The organism is Nonomuraea sp. NPDC000554 (genome assembly GCF_040300065.1).
Lineage (GTDB): Bacteria > Actinomycetota > Actinomycetes > Streptosporangiales > Streptosporangiaceae > Nonomuraea.
The window spans coordinates 756,833-768,986 of record NZ_JBEPDC010000001.1 but is presented as its reverse complement, the minus strand read 5'-3'; the positions used below and the strand labels follow the sequence as shown (position 1 = coordinate 768,986).

At 70.4% G+C, this 12,154-nt stretch carries 10 protein-coding genes; 4 read left to right on the top strand and 6 right to left on the bottom strand.

From position 1 onward, the window contains the following. Window positions 1-6 precede the first annotated feature (6 nt). From ABT294_RS03815 to ABT294_RS03800, 4 genes are all read right to left on the bottom strand, one after another. A complete protein-coding gene (locus ABT294_RS03815) occupies window positions 7-849 on the bottom strand; it encodes an oxidoreductase (RefSeq protein WP_350803295.1) in 843 nt (280 codons plus the stop codon). A gap of 92 nt (window positions 850-941) precedes the next feature. After that, a complete protein-coding gene (locus ABT294_RS03810) occupies window positions 942-2,390 on the bottom strand; it encodes a dihydrolipoyl dehydrogenase family protein (protein ID WP_350803293.1) in 1,449 nt (482 codons plus the stop codon). Window positions 2,391-2,431: 41 nt separating this feature from the next. Further along, entirely contained in the window at window positions 2,432-2,878 is a 447-nt protein-coding gene (locus ABT294_RS03805) for a VOC family protein (protein ID WP_350803292.1), read from the bottom strand. 29 nt (window positions 2,879-2,907) lie between these two features. Beyond that, on the bottom strand, window positions 2,908-3,735 hold the full coding sequence (locus ABT294_RS03800; protein WP_350803291.1) for an alpha/beta fold hydrolase: 828 nt from the start codon (window positions 3,733-3,735) through the stop codon (window positions 2,908-2,910). Between the two features lie 414 nt (window positions 3,736-4,149). On the opposite strand from ABT294_RS03800, the gene ABT294_RS03795 reads away from it, so the two are divergent. Next, window positions 4,150-5,775, top strand: coding sequence for a tannase/feruloyl esterase family alpha/beta hydrolase (locus tag ABT294_RS03795; protein WP_350803290.1), 1,626 nt, complete (start codon window positions 4,150-4,152; stop codon window positions 5,773-5,775). Window positions 5,776-5,795: 20 nt separating this feature from the next. Further along, window positions 5,796-6,344 carry a DUF308 domain-containing protein gene (locus ABT294_RS03790; protein WP_350803288.1) on the top strand — a complete coding sequence of 183 codons (549 nt, stop codon included), beginning with the start codon at window positions 5,796-5,798 and terminating at the stop codon, window positions 6,342-6,344. A gap of 77 nt (window positions 6,345-6,421) precedes the next feature. Here the strand turns inward: ABT294_RS03790 and ABT294_RS03785 are convergent, their stop codons facing one another. Further along, window positions 6,422-7,471 (bottom strand): alpha/beta fold hydrolase, encoded by a 1,050-nt coding sequence (locus tag ABT294_RS03785; RefSeq protein WP_350803287.1) that lies wholly within the window; start codon window positions 7,469-7,471, stop codon window positions 6,422-6,424. Between the two features lie 272 nt (window positions 7,472-7,743). On the opposite strand from ABT294_RS03785, the gene ABT294_RS03780 reads away from it, so the two are divergent. Further along, entirely contained in the window at window positions 7,744-8,517 is a 774-nt protein-coding gene (locus ABT294_RS03780) for an alpha/beta hydrolase (protein ID WP_350803286.1), read from the top strand. 8 nt (window positions 8,518-8,525) lie between these two features. Here ABT294_RS03780 and ABT294_RS03775 read toward each other — a convergent pair whose 3' ends face one another. Beyond that, window positions 8,526-11,282, bottom strand: a complete 2,757-nt coding sequence (locus tag ABT294_RS03775) for a helix-turn-helix transcriptional regulator (RefSeq protein ID WP_350803285.1) — start codon at window positions 11,280-11,282, stop codon at window positions 8,526-8,528. 119 nt (window positions 11,283-11,401) lie between these two features. Here ABT294_RS03775 and ABT294_RS03770 point away from each other — a divergent pair, with 119 nt between their 5' ends. Continuing rightward, on the top strand, window positions 11,402-11,953 hold the full coding sequence (locus ABT294_RS03770; protein WP_350803284.1) for a TetR/AcrR family transcriptional regulator: 552 nt from the start codon (window positions 11,402-11,404) through the stop codon (window positions 11,951-11,953). Window positions 11,954-12,154: the final 201 nt, after the last annotated feature.

The following is a 12,154-nucleotide window of genomic DNA, read 5'->3' as shown; positions in this document are numbered from 1 at the left end:
ACGCTCCTAGCGTTCGTCGGCGGGGTAGTCGGCAGAGCGGCTCACGTCGGCCCACTTCTCGGTTTCGGCGGCGCGGATCTCGGCGGCTTTCTGGGCGGAGGCAACGGCGTCGCTGCCGAGGAGAAGTCGTCGGGGTGGGTCGTCGTCGCGGACGACGTCGATGATGATCCTGGCGGCGCGGGCGGGGTCGCCGGGCTGGGTGCCGTCGGTGTCGCGTCGGTAGCGGTGGATGGCGCCCACGGTCTGCTCGTAGTCGGGGCCGACGGGGTGGATCTCCATGGAGGAGCCTTGCCAGTCGGTGCGGAACGCGCCTGGCTCGACGATGATGACCTTGATGTCGAAGGGTGCGACCTCGTTGGCGAGGACTTCGGAGAAGCCTTCGACGGCGAACTTCGCCGTCTGGTAGGCGCCCATTCCGGGGGTGCCGCCGACGCGTCCGCCGATGGAGGAGAACTGTACGAAGACCCCTGATCGTTGGGTGCGCAGGACGGGCAGGGCGGCCCGTGTGACGTTCACGACGCCGAAGAGGTTGGTCTCGATCTGGGCGCGGAAGTCGTCCTCGGCCATCTCTTCGATCGGCGCGCTGTTGCCGTAGCCGGCGTTGTTGACGACCACGTCGAGGCTGCCGAAGGCGTCGGTGGCCTCCTTGACCGCTCTGGCGGCCGCGGCGGCGTCGGTGACGTCGAGTGCGACGGCCCGTATCCGGTCGCCGTGGCGGGTCACCAGGTCGTCGAGTTGCTTGGGGCTGCGTGCGGTGGCGATGACCTGGTCGCCTGCTTCGAGGACGGCTTCGGTGAGGTGGCGTCCGAAGCCGCGTGACGCTCCGGTGATAAGCCATGTCCTGGCCATGGGTGTTTCCTTTGCGATCGATCTAACTGTCTCATCAATGTAGCGTTTATGGCTCAATATTCGCGTTAATGTGACAGAAATCTCTTCATGTGCTACAGAGGGCCGTACTGGTCCCGGTATGTCTCGAGCAGCCGCAGCCACACCTCGCTGATGGTGGGGAAGGGCGGTACGGCGTGCCAGAGGCGTTCGATGGGGGTTTCGCCGATGATCGCGACGGTGGCGGAGTGAAGGAGCTCGGCGACGCCTGGTCCGGCGAAGGTGGCGCCGACGACGGTGCGGCGATCAGGGTCGATGAGGGCGCGGGCTCTGCCGCGGTAGTCCGGGTTGTGCTGGATGGCGCCGGCGACGCGGCCGAGATCGTAGTCGACGACGTCGACGCGGCGACCGGTGCGCCGGGCTTCGATAGTGGTGAGGCCGACACTGGCGATCTCGGGGTCGGTGAAGACGACCTGAGGTACGGCTGCGGTGTCGGCGGTGCCGGCGTGCGGGCTCCAGCGTCTGGTGTCGAGCGGGGTGCCGCAGGCTCGGGCGGCGATGACGGCGCCGGCGATGCGGGCCTGGTACTTGCCCTGGTGGGTGAGCAGGGCCCGCCGGTTGACGTCGCCCGCTGCGTAGAGCCAGTCGCCGGAGACGGCGGTGACGGTGAGGGTGTCGTCGGTGGTGAGCCAGTCTCCGGGGGGCAGGCCGACGGTCTCGAGGCCGATGTCGCCGGTGCGGGGTGCGCGGCCGGTGGCGAAGAGGATCTCGTCCGCGGTGAGCCGGCCGCCGTCGGAGAGGGTGATGCGGACCTCGCCGCCCGTACGGGCAGCGGTGCCGACGGTCACGCCGAACCGCAGGTCGGTGCCCGCTTCGCGCAGGCGGCCGGCGACGAGTTCGCCGGCGAAGGGTTCCATCTGCGGCAGCAGGCGGGGGCCGCGGGCGAGGACGATGACCTCGGTGCCGAGGGCCTGCCAGGCGGTCGCCATCTCGGTGGCCACGACGCCTGCGCCGACGATGACGAGTCGTCCGGGCGGCTGTGGGGCGCTGGTGGCTTCGCGGCTGGTCCAGGGGCGCAGGGCGGCGAGCCCGGGCAGGTCGGGGAGGGCGGCTGTGCTGCCGGTGCACACGGCCACGGCGTGCCTGGCCCGCAGGTGGACGGTGCCGCCGTCGGGGGTGGTCACGGCCACGCGGCGCGGCCCGTCGAGCCGGCCGTGGCCGCGTTGGAGGTCGATGCCGGCCGTTTTGAGCCATTCGACCTGGCCGTCGTCGTTCCAGTGGGCGGCCATGCGGTCGCGATGCGCCAGCACGGCGGCGGTGTCCAGCGGTCCGGCGGCGGCCAGGTCCAGGCCGGGCACTCGGCCGGCGTCGGCGCGCAGGAGTGCGGGCCGCAGCAGGGCTTTGCTCGGTTCGCACGCCCAGTAGGAGCATTCGCCGCCGACGAGTTCGCTTTCCACGATGACGGTGCTCAGGCCGGCGGCGGTGGTCCGGTCGGCGACGTTCTCGCCGACCGGGCCGGCCCCGATCACGACCACGTCATAGGTACGGGTGTCTTCGGTGGTCACTGGTCCTCCATGGTGTGGCCGTGTCTCGGGGATGCCGTTGGTCAGCGGCCGGGCAGCCGTTCGGTGATCTCCTGCAGGAACCAGCGGTTGCCGTCGGGGTCGGCGAACGAGGCGAAGGAGCCGTAGCTGGCACGCTGCGGGTGCAGGCCCATGACGCGGCCGGTCTCGCCGGCCTGGTGGAAGGCGCCGGTGGCGTCGTGGAACGGGCCGTTGACGTCGACGCCGCGGCCGGCCAGTTCCTTGTGGGCCTGCTCGATGTCGGGCACGATCAGGTGCAGTCCCTGGACCGTGCCGGGTTCGGCGTCGGTGAGGCCGTCGCCGAAGATGATCGAGCAGGCGGAGCCGGGGGGAGTGACCTGAATGATCCGGTAACCGTCGTTGATCGGGAAGTCCGCGTCGAGGCGGAAGTTCAGCTGCCGAGTGTAGAAGTCCTTGGCGCGGTCGACGTCGGATACGGGCAGGACGACGACTTCGAGCTTCATGTCCATGGTCGTGACCTTTCTTTCGCGTAGTGGGGCTATCGGGTGGCGCGTGCGGCCTTCTCGATGACGCCGGCCACGGTCTTGGGCTGGGAGACGGCGACGGAATGGGAGGCGCGTACTTCGACGGAGTGCGCGTGGGCGCGCTTGGCCATGTAGCGCTGGACCTTGGCGGGGATGTTGAGGTCCTGGGTCGTGATGACGGCCCAGGTGGGCTTGTCCTTCCAGGCGGCGGCCTCGGTCTTCTCCTCCAGGGCGGACTGGGCGATGGGCCGCTGGGTGGCGGCCATGAGGGCCGCGGTGCCGGCCGGTACGTCGGCGGCGAACTGGTGATGGAACTTGCCGGGCTTGATGTAGAGGTCGGTCCCGGTGGCGCCGTCGGGGAGGGTGAAGGGGGTGGGGTCGAGGGTGCCGGGGAGGGTGGAGCCGGGGTACTTGTTCGTCAGTTCCAGGGCGGTCTCGCCGGGGACGGGCAGGAAGGCGGCGACGTACACGAGGGCCTTGACCTGGGGGTCGTTCGCGCCGGCGACGCTGATGACCGAGCCGCCGTAGGAGTGCCCGACGAGGACCTTGGGTCCGGCGACGTGGTCGAGGACGCTGCGGAGTGCGGCCGCGTCGTTGGCCGGTCCGCGCAGCGGGTTGGCCGCGGCGACGACGGGATAGCCGTCCGCGCGCAGCTCCTCGATCACCGCGTTCCAACTGGAGGCGTCGGCGAAGGCGCCGTGCTCCAGCACGATGGTTGGCTTGGCGGGCTTGTCCGCCGCGAAGGCGGGCGTGGCGGCGGCGGTGGTGAGCAGACCGATCACGACCGTCGACAGGGCGCCCAGCCTGAGCCGCCTGCTGCGTCCGCCCTTGATGCTGACCACGATATTCCCCTTTCAGGAGGCTTCAGATGAGGTGCCATCACTGTCGTCAGGGAAGGGCCGCGGTCACATCCGTCACTTGACGGTCAGTCACGGCGAGTCGGCCTGGCCGTCGTGCGGTGCCACAACGGCGCTGGTCGGTGGGCTGTCTGACCTTGCGTGGCGGCCGTGTGCGCGCCTGTGCCCTTTAAGCCATTCAACTCTTCAGTCTGTGACGTGAGCACGGGCGGCACCGCCCGGCCTTGGGCCGCGAGCTGCGCGCATGTCCCCGTATGCGGCCCGCTGACCTGCGCCGCGACGTGTGTGACGTGCGCCCGGAGTGGCTCGCCGGTGCTGACCGTCAACTGACTGATGTGCCAGGTGCCGGCCGCGAACGACAGTGAGACGCACCCCAACAGCTGATGAGAGAGGAACGTCATGAAACGCCTTCTGATCATTTTCGCGGCCGGAGTGCCGCTGGCGGCGGCGTGCCTGCCGGCCGCGGCTTCGGCCGGCGCCGCGAGCTCCGCCGCCGTCCCGTTCACGTGCTCGTCCATCTCCGTGAACGCCCCGGCAGGCACCGCGGTGGAGTCCGTGACGGCGGTGAGACGGGAGGGAGGCACCGTGACCATCCCTCCGGTGCCGCCGCTGACCGACGTGGTCGAGATCCCGGACGTGCCGGCCTACTGCGATGTCACGGTCACGCTCACCCACCCGGGCGTCGGCGACCACGCCAAGGTGCGGACCTGGCTGCCCGAGACGGGCTGGACCGGCCGCTTCCAGGCGGTGGGCGGCAGCGCCTTCGCCGCCGGCGACTACGGGGCCGGCCTGGCCGGCGCGATCAAGAGCGGCTACGCCGCCGCGACCACCGACGCAGGCGTCAGCACGTACATCGACACCAGCTGGGCCCTGAACAGTGACGGCAAGGTCAACACGGCGCTGCTGAAGAACTTCGCCGACCGCTCCCAGCACGAGATGGCGGTCGTCGGCAAGCAGGTCGTCAACGAGGTCTACGGCAGGCCCGTCTCCTACTCGTATTGGAACGGCTGCTCGACCGGCGGACGCCAGGGTTACATGGAGGCCCAGCGCCACCCGAGCGATTTCGACGGCATCCTGGCCACCGCTCCGGCGATCAACTGGGACGAGTTCGAGGTCGCGACCCTGTGGCCACAGGTGGTGATGAACGAGGAGAACACCTTCCCCTCCCCTTGTGAGTTCAAGGCCTTCAACGAGGCGGCCGTCAAGGCTTGCGACCCGCTCGACGGCGCTCCCGACGGGGTGATCGGCGACCCCGCCACGTGCGCCTTCGACCCGCGGAAACTCATCGGGAAGAGCGTCGAATGCGACGGCGAGCAGGAGATCATCACCGCGGCCGACGCCGCCGTCGTACGCAAGATCTGGGACGGCCCCCGCACCCCGTCCGGTAAGAAGTTGTGGTCCGGCATCCCGATCGGAGCCGGCTTCGACCTCGCAGGCACCCGCATCGACGCGGACGGCAACCGTGTGGGCGCGCCGTTCCCCGTACCGGCCATCTGGGTCGCGACGTTCCTGAAGCGGCAGCCCTCCTACGACCTCTCGACGATCACCTACGCCGAGTTCGCCAAGCTGTTCGAGCAGTCCCAGACCGAGTACGACACGATCATCGGCACCGACGACCCCGACCTGTCGGCGTTCCGCAGGTCCGGCGGCAAGCTCCTCACCTGGCACGGCCAGGCCGACGAGCTGATTCCCGCCCAGGGCACCGTGGACTACCGCCGGCGGGTGGAGCTGGCCATGGGCGGTGCGCGCCGGGTCGACGACTTCTACCGGCTGTTCCTGGCGCCGGGTGTCGCCCACTGCGTCGGCCCCACGAGCACCGGCCCGAAGCCCACCGACGCCCTCGGCGCCCTGACGGCCTGGGTCGAACAGGGCAAGGCCCCGCAGACGCTGAGCGCCGCCACCAAGGACTCCTCCGGCAAGACGGTGACGCGCGAGCTGTGCCTGTACCCGTCCGTCTCCCGCTACACCGGCCACGGCGACCCGGCCGACGCCGGCAGCTACTCCTGCGCCTCCGTCCGGCACTGACTTCTGGAAAGGCCTCCATCATGAAAGCGTCACCCCTGCTGAAGCTGTACCTGGGCCGTGGAGTCCTGGCCGTGGCGTGGGCCGCCGTGTTCGCCGTGGCGCATGACCCCATCGACGCCCTCGCGATCGCCCTGCTGGTCGTCTATCCGCTGATCGACGCGGTGTCGTCGCTGATCGACCTGCGTGCGCTCCCTGACGGATCGGAGCGTCGCCTGACGCTGTTCAACGGGGTGCTCAGCACCCTGGCCGCCGTCGGCGTCGGCCTGGCGGGGACGGGCGGGGTGGCGGCGGTGCTGCACGTGTTCGGCGCCTGGGCCGTCGTCTCCGGTGCGGCGCAGGTGCTGGTGGGGCTGCGGCGGCGCGGCCCGGAGCTGGGCAAGCAGTGGCCGATACTGATCGCGGGCGGCCTGTCGTTCCTCGTGGGCATCTTCTACAACATCCAGGCCCTCGGGGACGACGCCTCGCTCGACGTGCTGTCGGTCTACGCCACCGGCGGCGGCGTGTTCTTCATCATCCAGGCCGGGCTGCTGGCCTGGCGTGCCCGACGACCGCGGACGCAGACCGTCTGACGGCAATCGGCCACGAACGCAGCGACAGCCTGCCGGATCGCATCCGGCAGGCTGTCGCTTGATTGCATGTTCGTCTGTCAGAGGCGGTCCACGTCGACGACGGCTTGGGCGAAGGCCGTGGGCGCTTCCTGCGGCAGGTTGTGGCCGATGCCCTCCAGAGTGCGGTGTTCGTAGGGGCCGGTGAACATGTTGCGGTACGACGAGCCGTCGCCCGGCGGCGCCGTGAAGGGGTCGCGCTCGGCGTCCAGAGTGATGGTCGGCACCTTGATGGCCGGCCGTGCGGCGAGTCGCTTCTCCAGACCGTCGTAACGGCGCTCCCCGTCGGCCAGGCTCAGCCGCCACCGGTAGTTGTGGATCACGATGGCGGCGTAGTCGGGGTTGTCGAAGGCCGCGGCCGTGCGCTCGAAGGTGGCGTCGTCGAAGTCCCACGTCGGGGAGACGGTGTCCCAGATGAGCCGGGTCAGGTCGTGGCGCTTGTCCTTGGTCTCCATGGCCTTCCGGCCCCGCTCGGTGGCGAAGTAGTACTGGTACCACCAGGCGTGTTCGGCCTTCGGCGGCAGCGGCTCGAGGTTGGCCTCGAGATTCGTGATGAGGTAGCCGCTCACCGACACCAGGGCCTTGCACCGCTGCGGCCACAGGGCCGCGATGATGTCGGCGGTTCTCGACCCCCAGTCGAAGCCGGCGAGAACGGCCTTGTCGATCTTGAGGGCGTCCATCAGGGCGATGATGTCGAGCGCGATCGCCGACTGCTGGGCGTTACGGAACGTCTTCGAGGACAGGAACCGCGTCGTGCCATGACCGCGCAGATAGGGAACGATCACCCGGTAGCCCTGCGCCGCCAGCAGCGGTGCGACGTCGACGAAGCTGTGGATGTCGTACGGCCAGCCGTGCAGGCAGATGACCACGGGCCCGCGGGCCGGGCCGGCCTCGGCGTAGCCGATGTCCAGCAGCCCGGCTTTGACCTGCTTCAGTGAGGCGAAGGACGGGTGCGTGCCGGGTGTGACCGTCGGCAACGTCGGGGCCACTCCACGCGTGGTGGCGGAGGCGGCCGGGAACGCCTGCAGGCCCGCCAGCGAGGCGACGGTCGCGCCGGTGGCCAAACCGACGAAGGTGCGTCTGTTGATCATGTGGAGTCCTCCGTGTCATGTCACAAGAAATGCGGCATTTCTTACTGTTTCGGGCAGGAGAATCCGACACATCAGTCAGATGACGGCGAGACGCGACAGACGGCAGCCGTGCCGGCCACGCGAAACCCGCTCCCGGAGCACGGCGTCCCGGCAGACCGCGCCGGACCAGCGACGCGAGGCGGACAGGAACATTAAGTCATTCGACTGTTCCCGCTCAGGCGCATCCGGACAATCCTTGATCAGACCTGGCCCTGAGCCTTTCCGGAGGATCCGTGAACCCCACTCCCGTCGTCTTCATCCATGGCGCGTGGCTCCACGCGTCGTCGTGGGAGTCATGGAACGAGCGCTTCTCCAGGTTCGGGTTCGCCGTCTGCGCGCCGGGCTGGCCGGGAGAACCCGCCACGGTGGGCGAGGCCCGCAGGAGTCCCGAGACAGTCCAGGAGCTGGGGCTCGACGCGCTCACGGATCACTACGCGCGCATCGTCCGTTCCTTCGACACCCCGCCCGTGATCGTCGGCCATTCGGTGGGCGGGCTCATCGCGCAGCACCTCCTCGGCACGAATGCGGGCCGTGCCGCGGTCGCCATCGCCCCCGCCCTGGTCGATCACGCGACCGCCCTGGCATCAGAGGAGCGGTGGCCGGTGTCGATGGACGCCGGCAGGTTCCGGCGGCTGTTCGCCAACGCGGTCACCGAGCAGGAGTCGGCCGAGCTGTTCGAGCGCCACGTCGTCCCCGGGTCACGCCGGCTGCTGGCCGAGCTGGGACACGGCGGCGCCGTACGGCATCCGCGGGCGGTCGTGGACCACGGCAACACCGGCCGCGGCCCGCTGCTGCTGATCTCGGGTCAGGAGGACCGGCTGGTGCCCGATCACGTCACCCGGGCCGTGTACAAGTTGTACGGCGACTCGACGGCCGTCAGCAGCCTCAAGCAGTTCCCGGACCGGGCCCACTCGCTGGTCGTCGACAGCGGCTGGCGGGCGGTCGCCGACTACGTGCTGGTCTGGCTCGCCGAGCGAGGGGTGCGCGCCGACCCGTCGACGTGGTGAAGGGGGGCTCAAACGTCGCCGGTCTTGCCGAGAGCGTCGCGCAGCGCGGCACGCGAGGTGATGCCCAGTTTCGGGAAGACGCGGTAGAGATGGGAGCTGACGGTGCGCGGGGACAGGTGCATGCGTTCGCCGATCTCCTTGTTCGTCAACCCGCTTGCGGCCAGCTCGGCGATGCGGCGTTCCTGCCAGGTCAGCGCGGTCAGGTACGACAGCGAGGCGCGGGCGGGCGCCCCTGAGGCGCGCAGCTCGGCCTGGGCGCGTTCGGCCCAGCTTCTGGCGCCGAGCCGTTCGAAGGACTCGGCGGCGCGGACCAGGACAGGCCGTGCGGCCTTGGGCCCCTGGGTATGCCTGAGCCGGACGCCGTGGGCCAGGCGGATGCGCGCCAGTTCGAACGGGAAGCCGGCTCCGGCGGGGTGGGCCTCGGCCCGGGCGTACATGTCCTCGGCCTCCTTCTCGTCGGCGGCCGTCATCGCCAGGGCACCGTACGTGATGAGGGCCAGCCGGGGGGAGACGCCGGGCAGGCCGGCGTCGGAGGCGGCCTGGGCGTGCCGGCGGGCCTGCTCCAGGCGCCCGGTGTGCATGGCGGCCTCGACCAGGTCGAGCAGCGTGCGTGCGGCCTGGTGGGCGTAGCGCTCGAACGATCCCGGTGGCGTGATGCCGATGGCGTACAGGTAGGCGGCTTCGTAGTCACCCTCGCTCAGGGCCGCCGCCGTGCCGATGGCGTCGGCGATCTGGGCCAGGAATCCCACGCCGCGCGGGCGGGCCCAGGCGTCCAGGACGGCCTGCAACTCCCGGGCCCGTTCGACCTGGCCGCGCATGGCGGCCAGGAGCCCGAGGTAGGCGCGGGTGTGCTGGGTGAACAGCGCGTTTCCATGGGACGTGGTCAGCTCCAGCGCGCGTTGCCCCGTCCGTTCGGCGTCGTCCCACTCGCCGGCGGCCAGCTGGTCGAGCATGATCAGCTGCAGCATGGTCATGCCGCTGGCCACGGCGCCGGTATCCACCTCACGGTCGACGGCCCGCTGCAGGTAGGGGCGGTAGTGGCTCAGCGTGTCGACGTGGTAGGCGGCGACGGCCAGGCGCGAGACGTCCCACGGTTCCAGCTCGGAGACGCCGGCGAAGGCGCGCTCGACCCGCTCGTGCATGCCCGCGCCGTGACGGACGACGTCGCTCCACGCGTCGCGGTAGATCGCCGAGCGTGTGTCGACCCGGTCCGCCAGGGAGTCCATGAGCTGCTCGGTGCGGTCCCACAGCGCGGCGTCGCCGGCGTACTGGCTGATGGCCAGCAGCACGTTCACCAGCCGGGTGAGTACTTCGGCGGGCTCGTGCGCGCCGTCTTCTCGCAGGCTCTCGATCGCCGCCGCGACGTGGCGATGCGCGGAGCGTACGTCGCCGTCTTCGTACAGGGCCACGTAGGCGGAGGTGACGACCGTGGCGGGGGACTCGCTCGCGCCCGGCAGCAGGTCCGAGCGGACGAGTTTCTGCGCCTGGTCCAGGAGCGCGGCGTGTCCGGCGATGAAGGCGGCATCGCCGAGCCGCCTGGAGCGGTCGGCAGGGGTCTCGCTCAGCTCCGCCGCGCGGGTCAGCCAGGCCACGGCCGCGACCGCGCCGCCGCGCCGGGTCGCCGAGTCGGCCGCGGCCTCCAGCGCGGCTGCCACCTCCTCGTCGGGATCCACGATCGAGGCCGCCAGGTGGCGGGCGCGCCGCTCGACGTCGTGGCGATGCACCCCTGCGAGCTCGGCGTGTGCCGCGCGACGCTGGTTGGGGGTCGCCAGCTGAACGACGGTGGTGCGGATCAGCGGGTGCCGGAAGACGAGGTCGCCGGTGGTGGGGTCGGTGTCCAGGAGGCCCGCCGCGACCGCTTCGTCGGCCTCGCGCATGCGGTAGCGGGAGCCGGGGGCGCGGTTGCCGCCCGGTCCCGCCCCGACGCCGTCGAGGGCGCCACGCAGTAGTTCCTCGCGCACGGGACCGGGCAGGCGTTCGATGCGGATGCCGTAGACGTGCTGCAGACGGCGCGACAGCGGGATGTTGCCGGACCCGAGGAGTTCCTCGGCCGTGCGGCCGGTGTGGCCGCCGTTCAGGTGGGCAGGCAGCTCCAAAAGCGCCAGGGGGTTGCCCATGGCCTGCTCCAGGACGATGCGCCGGGTCCGCATGTCGAGCTGCGGATGGCGCATGTCCAGCAGTCGCCCGGCGGCCTCCTCCGACAGGGCCGCCACGGGGAGCTCAGGTAGCGCGGCCGTGTCGAACCGCGAGCCGACGTCGGACCGTACGGCGATGAGCATCTTCACGGAGCTGCCGATGAGCCGGCGCCCCACGAACCCGCACACCTCGGCGCTGGAGGCGTCCATCCACTGGCCGTCGTCGAGCAACAGCAGCAGCGGCTTCTCCGACGCCGCCAAGGACAGCAGGTCGAGGACGGCGATGCCGACGGACATGACCGACGGCGCCTTGCCCTCGCGCAGCCCGAAGACGACGTCGAAGACGGCACGGTGGCCTTCGTCGAGCCCGGCCGCGTGGGGCAGCAGCGAGTACAGCAGTTGGTGCAGGCCGGCGAAGGGCAGCTCCGCCTCCGCCTCGACCCCGGCGGCGCGGATCACCCGGTGATTCTCCGGGGCCGCGAGGCCGGCCACGTGGTCGAGCAGGGCGCTCTTGCCGACCCCCGTCTCGCCCCTGAGGATGAGGGCCTGCCCTTCGGTGGTCGTCATGAACGTGGACAGCTCCCCTTGGACACCATCCCGGCCCACCATTGTCGAGACGAGGGACTCCATGCTTCCTCCCTTCTTCAGGTCTATAAGTGCCTCATGCGAGTAGCGCTTATAAATGTAACATTCCCATTTATGTGCCATGAAGTTGCTTCATGTGCTACGTGACGGGGTACCTTGGGCAGGTGAGAGCAGACGCGACACGCAACCTGGAACGCGTCCTGAGCACGGGCGCCCGCATGCTCGCCGACGACCCCTCGGCGACCATCGCCGCCATCGCCGCCGCGGCAGGAGTGGACCGCCGCACGGTCTACCGCCGCTTCGCCTCCCGCGAAGACCTCATGGCCGCCGTCTACACAGCACGCTACGACGCGGTCGAGGAGGCCATCGAGGCCGCCAGGCTACGCGAGGCCCCGGTCGCGGTCGCGCTGCATCGCTACGTCGAAGGCATCATCGCCGTCAACCGCGAATGGCCCGTGGAAACGAGCCGCATGCTCCGCGAGGTGACGATCCACGAGCGTCGCCGCCGCCTGATCGACGAGGTCGACGCCTTCTTGCGGCGCGCCACCGACGAGGGCCTGCTGCGCTCGGACCTGCCGCCCGGCTGGGTGGGCACGGTCCTGCCGCCGCTGATGGAGCACGCCGCCGAGGACCTGTCCGAGCTGAGCGCCGCACAGGCCGCCGACGTCGTGGTCGACACACTGCTGCGAGGCGTCGGCACCCCGCAGGCGCGCTGACCCTGCGCGGTGGTGGGCGTGCAGGGCCCGCGACAGGCGGTCTTGACGGCAGTGGTCATGGGTCTCCTTTGCGTACGGTCCGGCCGGGCAGGCTCGGCCGCAGGCAAGCCCGCCCCGGTGCGACCCTAGGCGCCGCCTGCATGACGACGCGTATACACGCCATGGCAGGGCTGCTCAGGAGTGACCCGCTCGGCTATACAA